Origin of the sequence: Pseudomonas sp. B19125 (assembly GCF_044218855.1) — a bacterium.
GTDB classification, from domain to species: domain Bacteria; phylum Pseudomonadota; class Gammaproteobacteria; order Pseudomonadales; family Pseudomonadaceae; genus Aquipseudomonas; species Aquipseudomonas edaphica.
Genome location: NZ_CP162589.1, coordinates 4,738,600 through 4,760,269, shown reverse-complemented (window position 1 = coordinate 4,760,269; position 21,670 = coordinate 4,738,600). Strand labels below are relative to the sequence as shown.

26 protein-coding genes and 4 pseudogenes are annotated in these 21,670 nt (G+C 56.1%); 12 read left to right on the top strand and 18 right to left on the bottom strand.

What is annotated here, in order from left to right; genetic code table 11:
* Positions 1-13 precede the first annotated feature (13 nt).
* Entirely contained in the window at positions 14-2,170 is a 2,157-nt protein-coding gene (locus AB4P96_RS21465; protein WP_395600066.1) for a lipase family protein, read from the top strand.
* Between the two features lie 9 nt (positions 2,171-2,179).
* On the opposite strand, the gene codA is transcribed toward AB4P96_RS21465, so the two are convergent.
* The 8 genes from codA to AB4P96_RS21425 form a co-directional block, all read right to left on the bottom strand.
* Complete coding sequence (codA, locus tag AB4P96_RS21460; RefSeq protein ID WP_017135300.1) at positions 2,180-3,415, bottom strand: cytosine deaminase; 1,236 nt, start codon at positions 3,413-3,415, stop codon at positions 2,180-2,182.
* Between the two features lie 98 nt (positions 3,416-3,513).
* Positions 3,514-4,782 (bottom strand): cytosine permease, encoded by a 1,269-nt coding sequence (codB, locus tag AB4P96_RS21455; protein ID WP_395600065.1) that lies wholly within the window; start codon positions 4,780-4,782, stop codon positions 3,514-3,516.
* Between the two features lie 140 nt (positions 4,783-4,922).
* Entirely contained in the window at positions 4,923-5,546 is a 624-nt protein-coding gene (locus AB4P96_RS21450) for an NUDIX hydrolase (RefSeq protein ID WP_017135298.1), read from the bottom strand.
* 9 nt (positions 5,547-5,555) lie between these two features.
* A complete protein-coding gene (locus AB4P96_RS21445) occupies positions 5,556-5,996 on the bottom strand; it encodes a GNAT family N-acetyltransferase (RefSeq protein WP_395600064.1) in 441 nt (146 codons plus the stop codon).
* A gap of 25 nt (positions 5,997-6,021) precedes the next feature.
* Positions 6,022-6,219, bottom strand: coding sequence for a helix-turn-helix transcriptional regulator (locus AB4P96_RS21440; RefSeq protein ID WP_395600063.1), 198 nt, complete (start codon positions 6,217-6,219; stop codon positions 6,022-6,024).
* Between the two features lie 234 nt (positions 6,220-6,453).
* The gene (queD, locus tag AB4P96_RS21435; protein WP_003237990.1) at positions 6,454-6,810 is read right to left on the bottom strand and encodes a 6-carboxytetrahydropterin synthase QueD; all 357 of its coding nucleotides are present in this window, start codon (positions 6,808-6,810) and stop codon (positions 6,454-6,456) included.
* 63 nt (positions 6,811-6,873) lie between these two features.
* Complete coding sequence (locus AB4P96_RS21430) at positions 6,874-7,086, bottom strand: AlpA family transcriptional regulator (RefSeq protein ID WP_081609232.1); 213 nt, start codon at positions 7,084-7,086, stop codon at positions 6,874-6,876.
* A 62-nt stretch (positions 7,087-7,148) separates the two neighbouring features.
* Complete coding sequence (locus tag AB4P96_RS21425) at positions 7,149-7,619, bottom strand: hypothetical protein (protein ID WP_395600062.1); 471 nt, start codon at positions 7,617-7,619, stop codon at positions 7,149-7,151.
* A gap of 130 nt (positions 7,620-7,749) precedes the next feature.
* On the opposite strand from AB4P96_RS21425, the gene AB4P96_RS21420 reads away from it, so the two are divergent.
* The gene (locus tag AB4P96_RS21420) at positions 7,750-8,025 is read left to right on the top strand and encodes a hypothetical protein (RefSeq protein WP_395600061.1); all 276 of its coding nucleotides are present in this window, start codon (positions 7,750-7,752) and stop codon (positions 8,023-8,025) included.
* Between the two features lie 335 nt (positions 8,026-8,360).
* On the opposite strand, the gene AB4P96_RS21415 is transcribed toward AB4P96_RS21420, so the two are convergent.
* Positions 8,361-8,945: a hypothetical protein gene (locus AB4P96_RS21415; protein WP_395600060.1), complete on the bottom strand. Its 585-nt coding sequence runs from the start codon at positions 8,943-8,945 to the stop codon at positions 8,361-8,363.
* Positions 8,942-9,271 (bottom strand): hypothetical protein, encoded by a 330-nt coding sequence (locus tag AB4P96_RS21410; RefSeq protein WP_395600059.1) that lies wholly within the window; start codon positions 9,269-9,271, stop codon positions 8,942-8,944. Before AB4P96_RS21410 ends, AB4P96_RS21415 begins: the two co-directional genes overlap by 4 nt.
* Positions 9,272-9,481: 210 nt before the next feature.
* Between AB4P96_RS21410 and AB4P96_RS21405 the strand changes: the two genes are divergently transcribed.
* Complete coding sequence (locus AB4P96_RS21405; protein ID WP_395600058.1) at positions 9,482-10,330, top strand: hypothetical protein; 849 nt, start codon at positions 9,482-9,484, stop codon at positions 10,328-10,330.
* A gap of 35 nt (positions 10,331-10,365) precedes the next feature.
* Here AB4P96_RS21405 and AB4P96_RS21400 read toward each other — a convergent pair.
* Positions 10,366-10,626 (bottom strand): annotated as a pseudogene (locus AB4P96_RS21400) (DNA cytosine methyltransferase); the annotation flags it as partial.
* A 312-nt stretch (positions 10,627-10,938) separates the two neighbouring features.
* Positions 10,939-11,451: an HNH endonuclease gene (locus tag AB4P96_RS21395; protein WP_395600057.1), complete on the bottom strand. Its 513-nt coding sequence runs from the start codon at positions 11,449-11,451 to the stop codon at positions 10,939-10,941.
* An 85-nt stretch (positions 11,452-11,536) separates the two neighbouring features.
* Here AB4P96_RS21395 and AB4P96_RS21390 point away from each other — a divergent pair, with 85 nt between their 5' ends.
* Positions 11,537-12,094, top strand: coding sequence for a hypothetical protein (locus AB4P96_RS21390; protein ID WP_395600056.1), 558 nt, complete (start codon positions 11,537-11,539; stop codon positions 12,092-12,094).
* Between the two features lie 26 nt (positions 12,095-12,120).
* Here AB4P96_RS21390 and AB4P96_RS21385 read toward each other — a convergent pair whose 3' ends face one another.
* Positions 12,121-12,759 carry a hypothetical protein gene (locus tag AB4P96_RS21385; RefSeq protein WP_395600055.1) on the bottom strand — a complete coding sequence of 213 codons (639 nt, stop codon included), beginning with the start codon at positions 12,757-12,759 and terminating at the stop codon, positions 12,121-12,123.
* Positions 12,760-13,305: 546 nt separating this feature from the next.
* On the opposite strand from AB4P96_RS21385, the gene AB4P96_RS21380 reads away from it, so the two are divergent.
* On the top strand, positions 13,306-13,527 hold the full coding sequence (locus AB4P96_RS21380; RefSeq protein ID WP_094953491.1) for a hypothetical protein: 222 nt from the start codon (positions 13,306-13,308) through the stop codon (positions 13,525-13,527).
* Positions 13,528-13,531: 4 nt separating this feature from the next.
* Here the strand turns inward: AB4P96_RS21380 and AB4P96_RS21375 are convergent, their stop codons facing one another.
* A complete protein-coding gene (locus AB4P96_RS21375; RefSeq protein WP_395600054.1) occupies positions 13,532-14,092 on the bottom strand; it encodes a hypothetical protein in 561 nt (186 codons plus the stop codon).
* A 105-nt stretch (positions 14,093-14,197) separates the two neighbouring features.
* On the opposite strand from AB4P96_RS21375, the gene AB4P96_RS21370 reads away from it, so the two are divergent.
* Complete coding sequence (locus AB4P96_RS21370) at positions 14,198-14,374, top strand: hypothetical protein (RefSeq protein WP_244383648.1); 177 nt, start codon at positions 14,198-14,200, stop codon at positions 14,372-14,374.
* A 32-nt stretch (positions 14,375-14,406) separates the two neighbouring features.
* On the opposite strand, the gene AB4P96_RS21365 is transcribed toward AB4P96_RS21370, so the two are convergent.
* From AB4P96_RS21365 to AB4P96_RS21355, 3 genes and pseudogenes are all read right to left on the bottom strand, one after another.
* Positions 14,407-14,886, bottom strand: coding sequence for a hypothetical protein (locus AB4P96_RS21365; RefSeq protein WP_395600053.1), 480 nt, complete (start codon positions 14,884-14,886; stop codon positions 14,407-14,409).
* 936 nt (positions 14,887-15,822) lie between these two features.
* Positions 15,823-16,599, bottom strand: coding sequence for a hypothetical protein (locus AB4P96_RS21360; RefSeq protein ID WP_395600052.1), 777 nt, complete (start codon positions 16,597-16,599; stop codon positions 15,823-15,825).
* 103 nt (positions 16,600-16,702) lie between these two features.
* A pseudogene (locus tag AB4P96_RS21355) lies at positions 16,703-17,119 on the bottom strand (siphovirus Gp157 family protein); the annotation flags it as partial.
* Between the two features lie 130 nt (positions 17,120-17,249).
* Between AB4P96_RS21355 and AB4P96_RS21350 the strand changes: the two are divergent.
* The 4 genes and pseudogenes from AB4P96_RS21350 to AB4P96_RS21335 all read left to right on the top strand — a co-directional run.
* Positions 17,250-17,645 (top strand): annotated as a pseudogene (locus tag AB4P96_RS21350) (recombination protein NinG); the annotation flags it as partial.
* A pseudogene (locus AB4P96_RS21345) lies at positions 17,642-18,141 on the top strand (hypothetical protein). The pseudogenes AB4P96_RS21350 and AB4P96_RS21345, both read left to right, overlap by 4 nt.
* A 218-nt stretch (positions 18,142-18,359) precedes the next feature.
* The gene (locus AB4P96_RS21340; RefSeq protein ID WP_395600051.1) at positions 18,360-18,731 is read left to right on the top strand and encodes a hypothetical protein; all 372 of its coding nucleotides are present in this window, start codon (positions 18,360-18,362) and stop codon (positions 18,729-18,731) included.
* A 116-nt stretch (positions 18,732-18,847) separates the two neighbouring features.
* A complete protein-coding gene (locus tag AB4P96_RS21335) occupies positions 18,848-19,252 on the top strand; it encodes a hypothetical protein (RefSeq protein ID WP_395600050.1) in 405 nt (134 codons plus the stop codon).
* Positions 19,253-19,555: 303 nt separating this feature from the next.
* Here the strand turns inward: AB4P96_RS21335 and AB4P96_RS21330 are convergent, their stop codons facing one another.
* Positions 19,556-20,419 carry a type II toxin-antitoxin system HicB family antitoxin gene (locus tag AB4P96_RS21330; RefSeq protein ID WP_395600049.1) on the bottom strand — a complete coding sequence of 288 codons (864 nt, stop codon included), beginning with the start codon at positions 20,417-20,419 and terminating at the stop codon, positions 19,556-19,558.
* A 208-nt stretch (positions 20,420-20,627) separates the two neighbouring features.
* On the opposite strand from AB4P96_RS21330, the gene AB4P96_RS21325 reads away from it, so the two are divergent.
* Positions 20,628-20,999, top strand: coding sequence for a chemotaxis protein (locus AB4P96_RS21325; protein WP_395600048.1), 372 nt, complete (start codon positions 20,628-20,630; stop codon positions 20,997-20,999).
* Positions 20,999-21,274 carry a hypothetical protein gene (locus tag AB4P96_RS21320; RefSeq protein WP_395600995.1) on the top strand — a complete coding sequence of 92 codons (276 nt, stop codon included), beginning with the start codon at positions 20,999-21,001 and terminating at the stop codon, positions 21,272-21,274. Before AB4P96_RS21325 ends, AB4P96_RS21320 begins: the two co-directional genes overlap by 1 nt.
* Positions 21,275-21,670 lie beyond the last annotated feature (396 nt).

Here is a 21,670-nt window from a genome sequence, read left to right as displayed (position 1 = left end):
AAGGAGATGACTCATGAGCCAGGCAGCATGGAAGCAATCTTTTTTCAGTAGCAAGATGCCCGCTTGCCCGTTGAAAGGACATTGGGCAAGCGTTTGCCTGGTGGATGAAACGGGCAGCGGGAAGGCTTACGGTGGGCTGGTCTACACAATCCAAGACACTACAGGGCGCCGGTACAACGGAAGGTTGAATGGAGAGGGATACGCCAAGGTGGAAGGGTTTTATTGCGGCCCTGTCATTCTTTCTTTGGATGCGCAGTATTCAGGCGACGAAGAGCCATATTCCAAATTGAGAAAGCGCAAGACTTACCCGTTACCTATCACCGAACTTCAAGCCCGCGCCGAACACACCCGATTTTCAGCGGCTGATGGCCAACGTATCGAGGGTAACCCTGCACAAGGCCAAGCCGACCGGTTTTATCAGGTTGAGGTGCGCGACCTGGTTCGACATAGTGCCCACCTGCCGCCGTTTGCCTCCAGAACCTATCAGCCTCCAAGGCATGCATTGAAAATGATGGCTGAGCTGGGGTTTGGTCCGCCGCAGCCGGCATTGTCAGGCGTCGTGCTGTTCCCCAACCTGCACACGGTGTTGGAGGTACGGCCTTTGCGGGCCCTGCGCCCGATGTTGTCGACCGATGATCAGTTTTGTGCGTTGAACCTGTATCAATTGGCGTTGATGTCCACATTGAGTTACTGCGATTTTGGCCAGCAACCTCCAAAACCTCCGGTGGAACACGTCAGTTTTCCCCTGGATCCCAGCGCAGGCAATCTGTTCGTGGAAAAACTCTCGGGGTTTCAAGAAGCCTGGAAGGTCGATCGTGATCAGGCTCAACGCTTCTACCCGTTGTATGAAGAGGTTCCATACTCCCAGCGGTTTGAGATATTGCCTTTCGATCCTGAGTTGTATCCACAAAATCGTCCGGAGCTTGAAGAGAAACAGGAGCATCCAGCTAGCCTGCACTTTTTTGACGATGAAGCCTTCGGTACGGATACCCAGGCGTTTATCAGTCACCACAACGAAGTGATTCTGATCGCTGTACGCGGTACCGCCAGTGGTGCCGATGCTTTGCGAGACGCGAATGCCCACCAAGTGCCATTTGCTGAAGGTGTTGGCAAAGCCCATGAGGGCTTTTATCAGGCCTATCGAGCGATGCGCGACTTTGTTCTGCGCTACCTTTACCGATTTTACAGCGGACAGCGCATTGTGATTTGCGGCCACAGTCTGGGCGGTGCCATTGCATTGCTGTTGGCTGAAGGGCTACGCCGCGTTCCTGATCGTAAGTACAACATCCTCCTCTACACCTACGGCGCTCCCCGCGCCGCAGACTCCGAGTTTACCGACGGCGCCTCAGCCCTTATCCATCACCGCATCGTCAACCACAACGACCCGGTTCCCAGTGTCCCTGCCACGTGGATGAACACCACCGCCAAACTCTGGGTGCCGGGCGCCGTCACGCTTTTTGCCGCGCCCGGTGCGGGTGGCCTGCTGTTCGCCGCTGGCCTTGTGCGCGTCGGCGGCAATCCTTACCAGCATCACGGCGAACAACAGCACTTCATGCCCATCAAGCTGCCGGACGGCACGCACTCCTCAGTGTTATGGACGCCCGGTTGTGAGTCCATCCTTGAGGCGGGATGCAACCGTATACTGCAACTGCATGGCGATATGCCCGAGCGTGCCAACCTGTTGAAACAACTGTTCCAGGCCAGCCAGCATTTCATGACCGCCAGCTACATTCCAGCCGCGTGGGCCACTCTGCGCCGCTGGCAGCAAACCGTGGAGTGCCAGGGGCCTTTGATCACCGCCAGAGAGTTCGAGTTGATAGACCTGGCGCTCGACACCATGACCCAACAACTGCGCGACAAGAACCGCGAGCTCGAGCGTCGTCGCCCACCGAACCAACGCGATTATGGGCATGCGCATAACCAGGCACTGAACGCTGAAGTCGACCGCTTGCGCAGCAGTCGGCGCCGATTGGAGTCGTTACGCTGGCGCCGTCTGGACGTGCGTGACGTGTATGGCAGCCACGCTCATTCCACCGGCTTGCAGCCCAGCGTGAAACGCTGGTTGCGCCACCGCGAAAACCGCAAGTTGGCGCAAATCGCCAGTATTCCTGCGCCACTTCAGGACGGCGCCGGCCGGGTGCAGCCACTGGATATTGATTCAATCGTCTGACCCCGGGGCTTACAAAAACTCCACCTGTGCCGGTCTGCGTTGCATCAGCACCTTGCCATTGCGGATCGAATACAACGGCAGGCCTTGGCTGCGGATCACCTCGTAGTCACTGTCTGCCGAAAGCACCAGCAGGTTGGCCGGGCGACCGGCTTCCAGGCCGTAACGGTCACCCAGGGCCATGGCCTTGGCGCTGTTGTCGGTGACCAGGTCCAGGGCGCTTTGCAGGTTGCGGTAGCCCAGCATATGGCAGATGTGCAGACCGGCTTCCAGCACGCGCAGGATGTTGCCGTTGCCCAGCGGGTACCATGGGTCGACGATGGAGTCCTGGCCGAAGCAGACGTTCATGCCGGCCTCGAGCAGTTCATTGACGCGGGTGACGCCTCGGCGTTTCGGGAAACTGTCGAAGCGGCCCTGCAGGTGGATGCTTTCGGTAGGGCATGAAACGAAGCTGATGCCCGAGTGGCCCAGCAGGCGAAACAGTTTGGCGCAGTAGGCATTGTCGTAGGAACCCATCGCCGTGGTGTGGCTGGCGGTGACGCGCTCGCCCATGCCGCGGCTGCGGGCTTCTTCGGCGAGTACTTCGAGAAAGCGCGAGTGCGGGTCATCGGTTTCGTCGCAGTGCACGTCCACCAGGCAGCCGGTGCGTTCGGCCAGGTCCATCAGGAACTTCACCGAGCTAACCCCTTGGTCGCGGGTGTATTCAAAGTGCGGGATGCCTCCGACCACATCAGCGCCCAGCCGAATGGCTTCCTGCATCAGTTCGCGGCCGTTGCGGTAAGACTCGATGCCTTCCTGCGGGAAGGCGACGATTTGCAGGTCGATCAGGTGCGTGCTTTCTTCGCGCACCTCCAACATGGCTTTGAGCGCGGTGAGGTCAGGGTCGGTGACATCAACGTGGGTGCGCACATGCTGGATGCCATGGGCGGCCAGGGCCTGGATGGTTTTCTTGGCGCGAGCCTTGGTGTCTTCCTGGGTGATGGTGGCTTTGCGTTCGCCCCAGCACTCAATGCCCTCGAACAGGGTACCGCTCATGTTCCAACGTGGCTCGCCAGCGGTCAGCGTCGCATCCAGGTGGATATGGGGTTCCACGAACGGAGGTATGACCAGGTTGCCAGCGGCGTCGAGATCGTCAGCTGTTAATGTCGGCGCCACGGTTTGTGCAGTAATGCGGGCGATCCGGCCGTGTTCCAGGTGCAGATCATGCAGGCCTTCACGGTTGCGCAGGCGGGCATTGATGATATGCATGGGCAAGTTCCTCTTGGCTTTGGATAATCAGGCAGTCAGCCGCCAGGTCATCAGGGTTATCAGCCACAAGGTTACCATCCTCATGGCAACAGTCGGGTTCATGCCTGTACGTCAGCCAAAGGTGCGCGCACGCGCAGGGCCGCGGTGAGTGCGATGTAGGCCAGGGACGCGGCCACAATCCCCACCAACGGCGCCACCCACGGTGAGTGAAACGCCAGCACGGTGCCCACGGCATACGCCGCCAGCCCTGGCCAATTGAACGCCGGCAGGCGTACATCGGCCAGACGCGGGTACTGGCCGCGATAGCGGTAGAAGAAGTCCGCCATGATGACCCCGCCAATCGGCGGGATCACGGTGCCCAACAGAATCAGATAAGGCACCAGCAAGTCGTACATGCCAAGCAGTGCCAGCAGGGTGCCGATCACCGCGCCGGCCAGGGTTACGGTTTTGCGCCGCCGGGTACGCAGCAGATTGCAGCCGGCCACGGCGAAGTTGTAGATGGTGTTGTCCTGCGTGCTCCAGATGTTGAGCAGCAACATGACCATCGCCGCCATGGCGAAACCTTGCAGCAACAGTACTTCGACCACATCGGGTTGCTGATAGACGATGGCGCCATAGGCACCGATCAACACCATCAAGCCATTGCCAATAAAAAAGCCGATCAGGCTGGCCAGCACCGCGACCTTGGCCGAACGAGAAAAACGCGTCCAGTTGGTCGCCTGGGTGGCGCCGCTGACAAAAGTGCCGAATACCAGCGTGATGGCGGTGGACAAGTCCAGCTCCGCCGTCGGCACCACTGCCAGCAAGCCTTCCAGGCCGCCGACTTTGACGGTGGCGACCCACATCGACAGCAACAGCAGGATGCCCATGGCCGGCACCGCGATATAGGACAGAATCTCCAGCCCGCGATAGCCGATATACGCGGTGGCGCAGAACAGCAGGCCAAACAGCACCATCAGTGCCAGCACCGTGCCTTGGTTCAATTCGAAATATTTGCCCAGCACCACGGCTGCGGTGGCGGTGCCCCAGGCGTACCAGCCGATCTGGGTGAAGCCGAGGATCAAGTCGCTGAGTTTGCTGCCCACCTCGCCAAAACAGAAGCGCCCCATCAGGACCGAATTCAAGCCGCTCTTGAAGGCGATGTAGCCCAGGCCTGCGGCGTAAATACCCAGCAACAGGTTACCCAGGGCCACGACGCCGAGCATGTCGGTAAAACTGAACGCCACGCCCAGCTTGCCGCCGGCGAACATGGTCGCGGTGAAGAAGGTGAAGCCCAGCAACACCATGGCGGTGGACGCAAGGCCCTGGCGCGCATGCATCGGCACTTCGCTGAGGGGGTAATCGTTACCCGGTTCTTGCTGCGTCATGGCCTTGCTCCCTGGATGACTGACGCAGCGCTGTTGCACTGCGCGTGCCAAACCGGCAGCGCGGCGTATTTGTCGCCAGGCAGCTGTGTCGAGCGCGCCCAAGCAGGCACGAAAGCAGTGCAGCGGTGAGACAAAATGGATCAGTCGAACAGCGTCTGGGTGGTCTCGCCACGATGAAACGCAAACGCCGCTTCAAGGTCGCTTTCGATGGTGCGCCCACGGGACAGGGGCGGCAGGTCGTCGAGGGTAAAAAAGCCCACTTCAGTGGTTTCAAAACCCGCCATCGGCGCCCGTTGGTCGACCCGCTCGCACAGGAAATACAGCTTGTAGAAGTCCCGCACATCCGGGCGATACAAGCCCTTGGCCTTGTGCGTGACGCTGTACAGCGCGCGTGCCGTGACGCTCAGCCCGGCTTCCTCACGGATCTCCTTGACGATGTTTTCCGCCGCCGACAGGCCGATATCGGCGTACCCACCGGGCAGGGCCCAGCAGCCGTCGGTCAATTCGCGCACCAGCAGTATCCGGTCGCCCTCGATCACCGCGCCGCGTACGTCAATCATCGGGGTTGAATAACGCTTGGCAAAATCCGGCACCAGCCCGGTGATGCGCGCAAGCGGCACATCCGCCAGTTGCGCGAGCATGCTGTGGGCAATCTCGGCAATTTCCTCAAGGCGCTCACGCTCAAAGTCGTCAGTGCAAAAATGAAGCCCCGTGGACGCCAGTGCCTGCAAGCGTTTGGCCTGGGCCAGCCAGAGGTTTTCCATGGGGTGCTCCTATAGATGTTTGATCATAAATACGCGGCGCAGGCCGTGTTCCTCGGCGCGATGGGTTTGCACATAGCCACGGCGACTGTACAGCGCGAGGTTCTCGGTCATCACCTCATTGGTGTACAGGCGGATGGCACTGTAGCCGGCATCAAGTGCCTGCTGTTCGGCAAAATCCATCAGTTGTCGGCCGAAACCAAGGCCCTGGGCTTGTGGGGTGACGGCGAGGTTATCCAACAGCAACGCCGTGTCGGTGTGCCTCAGGATAACAACGCCTTGAACCTGCCCGGCGTGGTCCAGCACATGCACGCCCCCGTCTTCGACCAACTGCGGGTAGTCCTCCTGCATTGGCCCGGGCTTGCGGCCGATGCGCTCAATGTAGGGCGCATAGGCAGCCTGGACGATGGCCTCGATAGCGGCACTATCGTCGGCAGTGGCGGGGCGTATCAATTCAGCGTGCTCCTGTCATAAAGGCTCAGTCCACTGGCGCTTCGAAGATCGCTTCGATGGGCCGTTCGAACACCTTGGCGATCTTGAACGCCAGCGGCAAGCTCGGGTGGTAGCGGCCGGTCTCGATGGCGTTGATGGTCTGGCGCGACACGCCCAGGCGCTGCGCCAGATCGGCCTGGGACCAACCCAGTTCTGCGCGTAACTGGCGCAACTGATTATTCATTGATAGCGCCTTGTGCCAATGATTGTGGCCACACACCAGACGCCGCTCATGATCGGCCAGACCATGAAGGCCGACAGGCGCGGCAGGCCCGCGGTTTCCAGGAAACCGTCGCTGAAGTTTAAGCAAAGGGTGCTTTACGTTGGGTGTGCAGGTTTTTCATGTCAAGCACGCTTTACAATTGCAGGGGCCAGGCATAAAAAAACCACCCGCAGGTGGTTTTAAACACTCAAGCGCTTACTCGCCGCGATAGATGCAACCGCTGGTGCAGGTCTCGTGGATGCGAATCGCGCTGAGTTCCGGCAACAGGGGCTTGAGTTCGGTCCAGATCCACTTGGCCAGCACTTCGCTGGTCGGATTCTCCAGGCCAGGGATGTCATTGAGGTAGTTATGGTCGAGGCGCTCGTAGAGCGGCTTGAAAATCGCCTTGATTTCCGAGAAATCGCGGATCCAGCCGGTATGGGGATCCAGGTCGCCGCTCAGGTGGATAGCCACCTTGAACGAATGCCCGTGCAGGCGCCCGCATTTGTGGCCTTCCGGTACATGGGGCAGGCGGTGGGCGGACTCGAAGGTAAACTCTTTGAAGATTTCCACGGTGTGACCTGTAGGGCTTGTGTTGCGTGGCTTGTGGAGTATTGCCAGTAACTGGTGTACTGATCAATGTACTGATTGGTCGTTGCTGGGCGTTGTTGATGTCATCCATTCAGCAATTGCCGACTGGCGCCAAGCGACCGAATTGGGGCCTATTCTAACCTGTTTTGGGAATGTGCCTTCCCTGATCCGCCGATAAACTGTATTGCGGCCCAGGCCTGTGGTGTAAAGCACCTCGTCGAGGCGCAGGAAACGATCAATTTTCTCTGCTGCTGCCATGTTGATTCTCCGTGCCGCGGGCGGCGTGAGTCAATGAGCCGCGCTGGGCGGCAGAAGGTGGGTTAGGGTTTTGCTGCTTTCGCGTGCCCGACGCATACCTTGGTGGGCTCGCCGCGTTCGTCGAGGTGCGCGTGACACATGAACCCTTTCTGGTTGTGCTCCATGAACTCCGCATCACACGTGGTGATGGGTGACTGATTGGCTATTGAGCCGAGGCGGTAAGCGCACCCATGGCACGCGCCCGCCAGGTCGCACTTGCTGGCGATCATTACGCCCTGGCATGCGCCGATGAGCGTTGGCAGGTTCACGCTGGTAAACCTGTCGGGGTGGACGCCGCATTCCTCGATCAGCACCTGATCGCTCATCTCAGCGCAGTTCTCCGCGACCGAGTTGGCCATGCCGATCAGTTGTGCCGTGAACTCAACCAAACGGCGCTGTCCATGGATCTGCAGGTAAACCTCAAGCGCAGAGCGCCGCTCTTCCAGATCCAGCTGCGCCATGCCCGCCAGGTTCGAGGCATCACTTTTTTCCATGCTGTATTCACAGTTTGCAGGCATACGAATACCTCGACCTCCGCTCGCCGGAAGGCATGTAGGGGGATTGGGGTTTTATTTGCGTTGATTTACTATCGATCAGCCAGCAATCAATGGAAGGAACCAGGCTATGAGTTTCAACGAGTCGCTAAGAAGCGCCGCCCACCGTGGTACTTTGTTAACTCAACGCTTCATAGCTTTTGCGCGCTCTGAAATGAAGGCTTTTTTGGCGTGTGCTCTAGGCTGTTATCTTGGATTTATCGTATTATTTCTAGTGGAAGCTGATCCGGAGACGGCGACCTTTGGAGATTTTCTCAATGTGATTCATTCATCTTCGAAAATTGCTGCTTCCTTCATAGCAGCGGCTCTTTCGGTCGCCCTGAGATGGCTATTTCCAAAAAAATGATGGAGCACCGAGTGCTGACTGATTTCTATAACCATAATCTCGGCCCCTTGTAGATCAAGACGTATCAGGTTCGCTATTCACCCCCAGCTTTCGAAAATGGAATTCGAGATATCACTATGAAAAGTTCTGTAGTTTTTGGATACAGCGCTGCCGTTGTGGTCGGGCTTTCAGCCATTGCACTTCACGGCGCGGATAAGATCGGCGTGTGGCCGATGTATTCGTTGAGTATGGGCCCAATCCTCCTCGCACTCTGGCATGAAACTAAGAGCCGAAAGGCATGCCGAATCAGTTCGCTGCCTTGTAGATGAAGACGTAGGCGAACCAGAGGGTGGCGATCATGGCGTCACCCGCTGGCCGAACATCACGTCGGCGACAATTTCCCAGAGTTGTGCCGGTGACCACTGGTAGCGGTCGAAGTCGCCATCGGGCTCAATTCCGATTACGCAGCTCGACTGCGCGCCTTGCTGGCCCTCCCAACCCTTTTTCAGGATCGTCGCTACCTTTCCGTCACCACCTGGCTCTGTTTGGTGAAAGTCGTAGGCCCGCGTGCGGTACGTCGACCCGGCAGCAATGGCCTGCCGGCAGGTTTGCAGCATCTCTACAGTTCCATTGCGCACCCATGGCCGGCCGCCCCTGGCGCTGCGGGCGCCTTCATGGATGTACAGTTCATGCGTTGCCTGCTTGAAACAGGCGGCTGCGGGCGGTAACTCGGAAAATTCAACGTTGATCTGCGTGCCCACGATTACCAAAGAGTTAAAATCAAAGCGGTGATTGTGGATGGCCGAGTGCTCAAAGCACGCCCGGCGTGGTAGCTCAGGGTGCCAGACGTGCATGCGCTGCTTGCCTTCCAGCTGGATCTGCACAAAGCCCAGGCCGTGCAGGGTGATCTTGTCGGTCATCACGTCGTCGATAACGCTCACGGTGCTACTTCCCGGCGCGCCCACCAGCAGACCGGGCCGTCGTCAGTGTCGTGGATGGACAGGCAGAACCAACCTTCACCTTCAGGGCGGTCAGGATCCCAGTAGCTGCAGTCCGGGTCGCCAGCTTCGAAATAGCGCTCAGACACCGCTTCGTCGCTGTGGTATTCGAGCTGCACCATGTTCACCTGCAACCGCTGTGCAGCGACCCAGGCCTTGCACTTATCACCGTCGCCCTCGTCGAAGTCGGGCATATCGGGGTGAGCGAACATGCCGTATTCGTCGCGCACGACCGGGGCTGGCTGGATCAATTTGATTTCTTCAGGCATGACTTCGTCCTTGCCGCTATAGCGGCTGACTTTCAAGGGGGAGCGCGCTGCTGGTGGCGGCGGAATTGGTATGAATGTTAGTCTTCAGTTACTGTTGGTCTTCCGGATTAATCTAGGATCGAATAAAGACTGAAACAAACGGTGTGGACCGAAACTTTGATAAGAACCCGGCTCTCTCCTCTAAAGATTAACTATAGCGCTGGACTTGAAATGCGTAATTGGATTCGTGGTTGCTGGAATGCTTTGGTATGTTTCTGTAAAAAATGGACTTACGTAATAATTGGTATAGAGGTAATTATTATCATTAGCTTGTTTGTTTGGAGTGGTGCGCTAAAGGTGCAGGCTTTAACTCCTGCTGATTGCATACAAGTAGTTATTATGGTTTTTATCGCGGGAACCATGTTCGTCGGGATAAGGTCTCACAAGCATGAAAAAGAGTACTCTCAATCAGCTACAAATTTAGAAAGCGCTTTGTCCTTAATTGAGAGGGCGGCGCATGTGCTTGTGGTGGACGGTAAATTAACAAACGATAGAGTTGCTTGGGTAACTTGTGCTCGTTTGATAACTCGAGCTGAAGTATTAAGCCAAAAAGTCACCACTGAAACTCACGCTTTGATATTCGAGGCAGAACGTGATTTTCAGAGGCACAAATTTGGAGATATGTTGAAAGTCGGTGGAAAAGAGCTTAGAGGCGCATTTTTTTGTGGGGGGAATCAAGGTCAGACTATTGGTGAGGTTGTCAGTGGCGTCGATCATCCTGAAGGGGGTAGAAGCTGGATTCCTACTAGAATAATTAATGTGGTATATACGTTCATGAGCTTCCCTGAAAACTATGAAGACCCGCTGCGGTCTTCTGAAGACTTCGGAGCAAAAGAGCGCAATCGTTTATTTCAGCTGGGACATGAAGGCCTTCGTGAATATCTAATTTTTAGAAAGCTTTTTTTAATAATAGGAAAAAAGACTCTTAAGAAAAGTGATAAAAAGGGAGAGCCTCTTAGCGCTAAAGATATTGATGATGTAATAGCTGCCGATATGTTGATGCTCGAGTTCGATGATTGATGGGGAATGTATCTTCCGAGAGTTGAAGCATAGGCCTATGCTGCAAGCCGCCGATAAAGTTCAATGATGTCAGCGGCGTTCGCCCTGACCAGAGCCTCCGCTTCGTCCGGACAAACGCTGTTGCCGATGAGCCTGACCTGATTGGTCTTGTTGATCGGCAACCATTGCTCGGCGCCGGTCACCGGATCGATGAACAGACCACGGTCAATGATGTAGTCCTTGTCGAAGCCCTGTGCGGCTTTCAGCTCTTGCAGTTGCAGCATGCGTAAGGTGATGTCCATCAGAACATACCCGCCGTGGTTTATTGCGCGCTTGATGTACCTGCACGCTTCTTCAGCTCCGTATCGCAACTGATCCAACTCTTCATCAGCGTCGTCGGCCCGTCTCTCGAGCATGCGGATATCTTCGCGAAGGCTCTCGGCCTCAGCGCTCGGGTCAATGCATTGCGCGGTAAGGCGCCGGGTCAGCTCAGCGGCGGCTGCCGGCTCAAGCGCTGCGTAGTGCAGGCACTCTTCGTCGCTCAACGCACTTGCGGGAACGCTCATGGGTTATCTCCAAGCGTGCGCCTGGCTCGCCGGCTGGCGTGATTCGTTTTAGGTGGGGGGTGTTTAGGCTATTCGTGAGCGGTGGTGCGCAAACTCGCCTTGATGCTGATTGGCTGCCGATTGGTATGCGGCGCGAGCTTGCTCGGGCGTATGGAAGTATCCGAGGCAAGTCTGCTTACCATTGATACAGAGTTGAGCCTTCCATTTCCGGTCCATTTTGCTGTAACACACGCCCTTCAGCCCTGACGCGCCTCGCGCTGGCACATTTGCGTTGTTCTGCGCTCTGGTGGCTGCCCTCAGGTTTGTCTGTCGGTTGTTACTCCGGTCACCGTCTCGATGGTCAATCGGGCCTTCTGGCCATGACCCCGTGACCAACATCCATGCAACCCAGTGAGCGCCGTAGGTTTGCCCGTGGAGCTTCAGGTAGGCGTAGCCGTCAGGCTTTATCGATCCCGCCACTTCGCCCGCTTTGCGTCGGCAGTGATCAACCTTCCAGGTGAACAACCCAGTCTCTGGGTCGTAGGCGATCTTTTCTTTGAGCAGCCGCGTGCGCTGCTCTGAGTACATATCAGGCATGTCATCACCGAGTTGGGTAGTGGAACTCTGGTTTGATATGGGGTATTACGGGTGACCGGCATGGGGCCGGAAGGAGCGGATAGAGTTGAATTGGATGGATAGCCACTCAGGACTAGCATCGTGGGCTCAAGCAATTGGGTCGGTCGTTGCTTTGTTTGTTGCTATAGGCGTTGCATGGTGGCAAGGACGCCAGTCGCAAAAGTTGTTTCGATACCAGGTTAACCACGCGGCGGAAGAAGCCAGGCTTCAGCGTATTGCGTCGCTCAGGGCTACGGTTGAGGTTGCTGAAATTGTTGCTAGGCGCGTAATTGAGGTTGCCAGGAAGATGCCCGATATCATGATTGAAGGGAGTGCGCCCTTACATAGAGAAGCTCTTGAGGCCGCAGCACTATGGATTGCAAGGCTTCCTATTTACGAACTCCCTGGAGCTTTGGTCGCTAGGGACGTGCAGAACATAGCCCTGTACGCAAATCGAATGCACAAAGTTCTAGATCAAATATCCACTCAAGGATATCAGTCCGATGAAAGCCGAAAATCTTTGTGGGTGCTCAACGGTGCGCCCGAAAAGGCTTTACTGAGCTTAACTTCCTTTGCAGATGGATATAGTGGCGGAGTCGAGGTAATCAGGGCGCCTGATCTTTAATCTGCGCTCGGCGCAATAGGCGAGGGCTAATCAGGAACGGACTGCCCAGCAATGAAGTAGTCCCAAGCAGCTTTGTCGCTTTGTGCCACATACCATTTCAGTTCCGTGCTTTCTTCGTTGTCAGTAACTGAGCCGCCGTACTGGGCACCAGGGAAGGTGAATAACCCTTTGTTACCGCACCACGGGTATCCGCCGGTGAACTCGGTGAAGGTCACGCCGGGTCGCTCTGCTACCAAACGAACCTTGAATTCTTCAAATCTGGCATTGCGGGCCGCGACCTCAGCTTCGTGCCCAGTCTTACACTCAGGCGAGCAGTAAACGACACGGCCGTCGAACACCAAATCCAGTGTGATATCGGTTTCGGTCTCTTCATCCCAGTAGCTGGCATCACTGTCGCACCTGGCGCCGCAGTGGTTGCATCCGAACCACCAGCCAGCATCGATGTAGGCTTTCGCTGGGATAAAGCGCTGGCCGACATACTGGTCGGCCCAATGAGCGCGACGGCAGGACACCGCGCCGAAGTCAGTGCCAATCTCGTCCGCACCCTGGCGTCGAGCCGCCGCGTTCGAAGTAGCGAACTGGATGTTGGATTCTTCGGGGTCGTTGGTCTCTACGGAGTAGGCCAGGACCTTACGCGATGCTGGGTCGACTTTTGGCTTGCTCATGGATTATCTCCAGTCAGGCGCCGCCCTCCGCCGTCCGGTGGTGGCAATTTGGTTTTGGTGGTCTATAACCTTAGAGCTGGCATAGGGCTAGCACGAATGCGCGAGGTGTCTATGCGAGTAAGAATTTGGGTAGGTTTTTTCGTCGCACTGATTTTGTCTGGCCCAGCAATTGCGGATCCTGTCGTAACGGTCAAATACAATGAACGCTGCGGGTTCGCCTCAGCCGGCCAAATCGCACATCTGGTAAACAGCGATGCCAAACGGGCATATAGGGTCGTTGTTAAAGAGATCTTCAATCCATGGGGCGGGGGAAAGCCAACGGAAGCGATAAAGCCCTTCACTCTTCAACCCACAGAGGATCTTTCCTTGCAGTGCAGCTACGGCGACGACCACTACCCATACAAAATGAGATGGGTAGTCGTTAGCGAAACCCCAAGCTGAGTATCGTGTTTGTTTAGGTAGGCACCGTTCTCCGGGGCAATGGCAATTTGGTGTTGGCGGCGGTATTACGGGTGTCCGGCATGGAGCCGGATCAAGGAGAGACAGATGCCAACAGATCGTGAAGTCGCATTGGAACAGGCGCTCGTCGCTATTATTGCAGCCGCCGAAACAGGCGGTGGTGTGGACGTCGGAAATATCATTAAAAAGGCCGGCTTATATATCATCGACAGCGGCAGCCCTTATCAAATTGCCAGCAACGCCTACGGGGTTCAGGCCGTGCAAGAGATTAGTAATGCCCACGCACTGGTGCTATCAAGGACGGAGTAACAATTCAAGCCGCGTTGCGCTGGCTTAATACCTGCTGCCGCGCCGCTTCAAACTCGCTGCCGAGGATCTCGGCGGCGCCCTCGATGTTCTCGTTTCCATCCTCAAGACCTAGGCCCAGGTTCAGGTATACAACCCCATCCAGCTCGAAGAACACACCGCCACACATCCACAGGGCGCCCGGGCTGAGGCCAATTGCCTCCCATGCCTCGTCCATGTCGATGCTGGCGGGGCAATGCTCCTTCCACAGTGCCGAAAGGCGCTCATGCTCGACGACCTGCGCGGCGCGTGCTTCCTTTGGCGTTCCTTTCGCTGGCTTGGCACTGGAGCGCAGAGCACGGTAGTCGTACTGGTCGGGTCGGCACCAGTGCACGTCCAGTTCGCGGCTATCACTGATCTTCACGCCGCCGACGTAGCTTCGATTACCTGACCGCATCGGCGAGGCCGCACCACCGAACACCTGGCCAAGTTTGACGCGCTGGGCGTCCCACTCTTTGCGCTTGGTTTCCCATGCGATGACCGACGCAACCACGGCAGGGGCGGTGGTCTTGTACATGTAGTTGCTCATGGATTATCTCCAGTCAGGCGCCGCCCTCCGGTTACCGGATGCAGCGAGAGTTGATGTGATGGCTCATTGCAATTACGATTGCGGCCTTCGCAAAGGAGTGATTCGATGTTTCCAAGATATTTCCGCTGGATTTCCGTGCTGGGCATCCTTGCTGCAGTTGTCGTCTTCGTATTTGCTAGCCTGCAAATTTTTACCGGCATGGCGCCAGCGACAGATCTGATTCGACCAGTCATCGCAGCGGTCGCATTTGGGTGGGCTTTCACGCAGTCGACTAAGGTCTGAGCCTGACCAAGGTTTTAGTCAGATTTGTTGGATTATTCGTCTTCTTCGGCGTTCATTTGGAGCGATTCAGCGAAGCCTGCTTGCCGTAATTTGCGCGCCACGTTTTCGGATACGTCTAAAACGTGGCGCTTGATTTTGAAGTAGCTTGCGGATTCATCGGCGCCCAGCGACTGGGCGTGTGCGATCAACCGCCAAATGGTCGCCCGGTCTTTCGTCTCGCCAAGTTCTGCGGTGATTGCCGCCAGCCGGTCACGCATTCCCTGCCGGAAGTAGTGACGGATGATATCGGACGGCCCTTTGACCTTCGGCGGCGCCGGCGGCATATCCTCGGCACGTCCGTTCAGCACCAGCAGTTGCACTGCCTCGCTGACTTCCTCTACCTCATGCCAGAGCATCAGATCGTCGAGCATCTGCCGGGTGCCGTACGGGACCGTGTGCCGCAATTCCTGCTCGCCCAGTTCCTGCCGTTTCTCGGCAAGCTTGGCTGTGCGTTCCTTCTGTTCGGCAGCCATGGCCTACCTCTTCGAATTTACGTGTTTGTTGTTTTTCGATTTACTGCTCTAATAATTATCCATAACTCTGAATAGCGGTAACCTATAAGAAAAATCTGCTAGTGCGGCGTTGTAGTTGCGCAGGGGTAAATGTAAAAAAGCCCAAAGAGATGCTGAATGCAGTACCTCTTTGGGTATTGCTAGTTAAGCTCTGATACTTAGCAGATACCAAATAGCTTTGCTGTGAACAGCACGGTTCCGTTCAGGTAGACAGTAGCCTTAAGACCTGTGGGTATAATAGATCCGCATGTTTCGGCACAAACTTTTAGCTGTCCGCTTACCGGGATTGTAATTGGCGATGTTAAGCAATAATCGCCATATACGGGAATGGTAAAGCAGATTTTGTTTGTGGCCTGATTGTAGCTGGCCCCAACGCACACGGACATCCTAAGAGCTAGTACACCATCTAATTTGGGGGCTGAGCCCGCCGCTGCGTCGAACCCGACTGTAGAATAATCGGGTACATGTTCATTGGAGTCTGAGTTTTTATGTTCTTTGCAAGTACAGTCGCTCATTGCAGTATCCTCATCCTGAGTTTTTGTTGGCGATTGCCAACAGAACTTAACTTAGCTCTAGAACTTAGAGTTCACAAGTTTTTGAGGTGTCAAATTGATATCATATTGAGATTGTAAATTTAGTTGTTCAGATATTCGGCTATAAGGGGCTGTTATAGCGAATTGCTTCTTAGGTTTTTTATGACGTTAGTTTGCTTTCTATCAGTTTCAAGGAGAATGAAAACCTTGACTTGAAAGCTCATCTTGATCCTTAGGGGCATTTGCGGTTTCACCAGACGGTTTGTATTCCGCTGGCCGGCAGTGCGAGCCAGGTCTACCGGTGATTTGGATGTTGATGCGGCGCTGGCAGCAAGATCCATCTCTACCAGCCCGCAATGGATCGTTAGGCCGTAGGTCTGACCCGGAAGGCCAGGAACACGGGCCCGAATGGGAAGGTACTGACTTCCAACTCATCTAGTGGGTTGAGCGTGCGTGTGCGACTCCCAGCATTGCTGTAGATCACATGGCTACTCGATACGGCGATGTTGACCTTGCCGGCGGCCGCCTGGATCAAATTCACCTTGAACCCTTCAGTCACGTCATCACCAATTGTGAGCGTGACGTCAGTGTCGCTGATGACCAGGATCGACTTACCTGAGTCCGCCATAGTCAGTGGTCTGCTGCCGGTGATGGAGACGTTGGTGTGTACGTGGCCCCCAGCGTGGTAGCTGACCATTCGTGGGTCTGCGAAGACGCGGGCGAAGGCGCCGACATAATTCACACTGGCGCGCATGTCATCGAATTGCTCGACCACGTAGGTGCCGATGCTGCCTGATACTTCAGCGTTGGGATCCAGAACCCATTTGCGTCCTACCATCAGCCCGATCTGGGTGTTGGCACGTACGCCTGCACGCATCTCTTCAAGGAACAGCTGACTGATCTGGCCACCGCCTGTACCTTGGACATAGGTAAAGCGCGCAATGGAGTGGCTGTCTCCAGTAGGGCTGCCCTGGGAGGTGTCGACCTTGTAGTCGACAAAGTCCGCTGAGACGGTGGTGGTCGTTGTGTTGGCGTTTGGCGCCCAGGTGAAATCCAAGACCCTGCCGGTTTTAACCTGCTCTAGAGAGGTGGTCGTTTGCGAGGTAGTAGTAGAGCCTGACTGCTTCAAATCATCGTTCATGATACTCATCCTTAAGTGAAGTGCGTATTTAAGTGTGGGTCGAATTGACCCGAAACGTATGACCGCCGTCATGACGTCACTTTTCCTACAGGACCCTGTTGTCTTACTTGATCCGGATGGAGCTGTCACCGCGCTCGAGGTGTGCCCAGATGGGCTCTTCGAGTAGTTCGTGTTCTGCATCTTCACCGGCGGCCATGCGTTTTCGTACGGCTACGTTGTGCTCTCGGATTTCCTTGAGCTTGGCCGCGATGGCGCGCTTGTCGGGAGAGAACACGGTTTTGGTGTCGATGAAGTCGTCCGGGATATCGTCCTCTTTATCGACGATGACCTTTTCGGGCGCTAGAGCCAAAGTGATCGTGAACAAGGGCCGCCTGATCGTCTTCAAATCGGCGGCCTCCATGTTCTTGCGCAGGTACTCGTCGAGCTTGCCGACGGTATTCTTCCTGATGCGCTTGAGCTCGTTCAGCCGATGAACCTCTTTTTCGATTGCGTCGATAGCTCCCTGGATGTTCCGACTCAATCGCCCATCATGGCCAGCTTCGTTTCGTAGGGCAGATGACGCATGACCCGGTACCACTCGGCCTGAAAGCCAGCGTCCTCGTTCAGCAGGATCTGCACGCCGAAGTGCAGCTTGCAGTAATGGCGAGCGTCGGCCGGGTCACTTGCGCGAAGCCCAGGCCGCGGTGAACGAGTACGTGCGCCTCCGTGATGCACACCTGCCCTACATCAGCTGCGACTCGACGCCGAACGACAACGACCTCATGACCGGCAGTCGGTGGGACGCTGGGCATTACCGATCCGTGGGTGCCTGCCCAGAGCTGCGCTTCGAGCCGCTGAACATCCACCGCCAGTGTGTGAAGTGCAATCGCAACTTATCCGGCAACGCCGTGGAGTACCGCATTCGCCTGGTGCAGCGCATCGGCGCCGAAAAGGTCGCATGGCTCGAAGGTCTGCACTCGGCCTGCAAGTACACCGTGGAAGAGATCAAGGCCATCAAGGCCGAGTACCGGGCAAAGACCAGAGAACTGAAGAGGGAGGCAGCATGACCTATCGCAATGTTGTTTCAGCAGTGGTTCGGGCGCTGGCCGCCGAGACGATCACTTCCGCCGGCGGCTGCGACTTCGATTCGAAGGTTCAGTGCGCCAGCAGAAGGGGGAGATCGTCGGCAGGGAGGCGGCGTTTCTCCAGGACTGCTGGGTGTTCGGTCGGCTACACAAGGCGCTGACCCCGGCGCACTGGCGGGCACTTGTGGCGAAGTACTCGACGCACCAGGAGCGCAAGCACGGAGCTATTTTGAAATTGCTCAACTCGGTGAAGACGCCGGCGCCGAAACGCTTCCGGGAATGTGCCGTGCTGACCAGGGCCATTCCGCAGGTGGCTGGTGCCGAGGGCAAGCGCTCCGCCTCGGTGCTGCCAGCCGCCTGGTACGACATCACTAACTGGGATAACGACGGCAAGCCTGAGTCGACGCGTTACCGGTGGCGCTCAGGGATCCGAAAGACGCTTGATGACCAGGTGAACGAAGCGCTGGCCGTCGCTTAGGAACTGCTCGATGCAGAGGGGCTTATCGAAAGTTGTGCCGCGTAGCAAAAAACCATTGCACTGAGTGAGAGAGTGAGAGAGTGAGAGAGTGAGAGAGTATTTGTCCATCCTGTCGATCTTGCGCGTTTAGGTTGCATAGTAAAGCCCGGCCATCAAGCCGGGTTTTTTATTTTCCGTAGTCATGGCAAAGTCCTCCTAACTTCAAAGGAGTGATATGTATGGAAATGTGGGAGCTCGCTAAGCGTATTCTGGCCTCGGCCAACGAGGGGCAATCATTTACTCCCTCTCTCGCTGGGTCTGCGTATCGAAGACATCTCGAAAGTCTTGGAGAACGTGATCTCCCGCCAGTAGAAGACTTCCACAATTGGGCCGAAACTCTCGCAGCCCAAATGGAATTCGTTGGCCTGATTGAGAAGGCACCAGCATCTGGGCATGGCCCCGCCATTCTGGGCGTGAAGCGTAAAACCGAATTTGGACATGAGCTTTATTCTGCGCTCCGAGGCCACAACGTGGTGCTGCTCTTCCAGTCCATGCAGGCCACGATTGACGCTGGAGAAATTCGGGGAATCTTGCACCAGCTAGATTCTTGATTTTCACAAATCCTAGACCCAGTCAAGCGCTGGGTTTTCTATGCTAGAAATTTGTTCTAAAGAACGCTCAATCGGTGTCGATAAATCTTTATCGTGCATTCATGGAGCGGATGAATATGTTCGGATTTTTGGCCGACAAGGCAAAGGCATTGTCAGAGGCCGTTAGCGAGACGGCGATCTCAGCGAAGGATGCAGTCCTTAACTCTGTTGGAGAGGGGGCAAACGCAGCGACTGAGTATTTGGAAAAAAATTGGCCACAGATAGAGCGCGTCGTGGTTGATGGCCTGCTTACTGTTACGCATGATCGCATCAAGGATGACGAAGTGTTTTTGCTTGTTGCGGAGAAAGCTTTTGAGCTTCTGCCTGCGCCTGTGCGTCTTTTGCTTCCAAGATCCGCATTCCTCGCGCATACCGAAAAACATCGGGCCTCACTCGTTGAGTTGCTTGAGGAAAAGCGACAGCAGCGGCTTGCTCTGGAGGCTCCTGCTGCCGTAGTGACTGAAGGGATACCTACGAGCTAAGGAGCTCAATCCTTAGACTCAAGCCCGGCCACCGAGCCGGGTTTTTTGTCTCCGCCATTTGTTGCACCTGTAACCAGGGCAGTCTTTAGGGGGATATCTGGACACTGATAAGCCGGTGGTGCCGTGCTGCATAAAACACCGGCAATCCGCGCGCAGTCCATCATGCTTGCATCTGCTGCGCGAGGTGATCCGTCGAGACTGGTGCAGTTGGGTGCCGGCGATGGTGAAGCTTTTGGCGGACAGGAGGGGAACGACTCTCACAATTTTCTGAAAAACGTTCGGGCTCACAGCCAGGGCCTCTAATTACTTCAGACGGAGTAGTCCCGCGGGTTGACCGGGTGCACGAGGCAAATACTCAAATTTGTCTGTGTCAACGATAGCCTGGATTACAGACTGGACAGCCTGCATGGTGTTGGGATTTTTTGCGTAACGGCTGCGCAGGAAAAAATCCAGGGACTCAGGTTTGACCTCGTCCAAATTGCTCTTCGTCGCTCCGATAGGCGCCTCTTGGTTAGGCCGGGTGCGAAGCTCGTCCACGAGGCGACCGACATAAAACCCAGCTTGACCTCCACCGTGCGGAAGGTCGATCCACTCGGGATCTGCGGAAGTTACGCGTACAGCGGTGTCCAGTGCTTTCAAGGCTTTCTCCAATTGTTCCATCTTTGATGTGTGCAGAAAGTCAACCAGGCGATCACCCTGTGTCTGGGATATTTTCAGCCGCTTGCATAGATCGGACTTCCGCATCCCAAGCGACATCATTCTGTTCCAGAGCGTGATCTTCGCAATCGTCACCGCGGAAAGGCGTATAACTCGTTCGTCATCGCGTGGCGCAGATGCTTCAGGAATAGGCAAGCGCTGGTCAACGTAAAGGGACAAGGTCGTTTCAACCGCATCGAATGACTCCCGGATTGCATGCTCAAGGTTGTCACCATAGCTGTTGAGCTTTGGCAGGTCGCGACAGAAGATTGCGTACCCCAGATGGTCGTCTTGCTCGAATCGCATTGCATAGTCGTACATAGAAATATCTCCTGGTGATGGTTCAGCGCGTAGATCTGCGAAGGTTGTCTTTTTACCGTTTGGGGAGGTGACTTTGAAGTGGCTTCCTATGCCCGCTTCCAGCATTTCCCCTTGGGCCTTGAACCATCGCCTGAATTCGCTGAACCCCATCACCTCACTTCGTTGTTTGCCGAGCTCACAATACAACATTTATGTTTTAATACAACACTTTTGTGTTGTTGGGCCCGGTACATATTGAGGCCTCAGCATTCGCCGGGGCTTTTTCGTTTTCGGCCCTGCCACACCCTTCGCACTGAGCAGGGAGTGCCGCCGGGGCTGACCTAATTCTGGCCAAGGCCATTTTCTTCATGGAGTGACGATGGATCCTACTGACCTCGGCCCAGGCACAGCTACCTGGCTGGGCGGTAGTGCCACCGTAGTGCTGGGCGGGCTGTTATGGCTCCGCCGGTTCCTTTCCAAGGATGCGGCCGACCGCGCAATGGATAGCGCTGATATCGGTACGCTGAAGCGCCAGAACGAGCTGCTGAACCAGGAGCGAGCCGCCCGCAAAGAAGCGGAGGCCCGAGCTGATCAATTTGCGAAAGAGCGGAACGACCTGGCGGCTGCCGTTGGGCGTATGGAAGGCAAGATCGAAGCGCTCACCAGCCAGGTCGCCCAGCTCACTGACCGCGTGACGCAACAGAGCGACGAGATCACCCGCCTGCGCACCAAGTTGGGAGGAGTCGCATGATGGACAGATGCGCATTGGAATTTATCGCGCGCCGCTGGTGGCGCCGGGCTGAGGTCTGGGCCATTGCAGTCGTGCTGGTGGGTGGTGGTGCAGTTCTGGGTTACCAGGCCGCCTACTGGTCGCTCGCCGAGAAGCAGAGCAGCCAAGTGACTGACATCCGCAAGGCCTACGACACTGCGATGGGTGAGCGCGACAAGCGCCTGGAAGAGCTGACCCGCCAAACCGGCACTGCTGCCGACAAGGCGGATGAAGCCCTCAACCGGGTATCGCCTTGATTGCTACCAGCTTGGAAAGGCAGCTCCTATCGTGGGTCGAGCTTCATCCCGAGCTCTCGAACCGCCACCGGATTAAGAAATGTTACCGGGGTGCCTCTTGCCTGCAGCGTATTCATTAAGATGAGCCAAACAATCTGCGAGCTCTTGAGCGGCCTGACTTACAGTCGCTGCCGTTTGGGTGGCGCGCACGATTTGCTCGGCATGATCGGGACTATAATCATTCGGTGTGATTACGACATACCTATATCCGTCGTTGTACCATTTGGAGTAATCGTTAATTTCATGAGAAATTCGTCGAATTGCGTCCACAGCTCGCACTTGAATGCTGTGAGTGAGTGGATGTAGCGAATGCCACTGATGCACCGGTCTCCAATGGTCCCGAGGGCACTCCCTCAG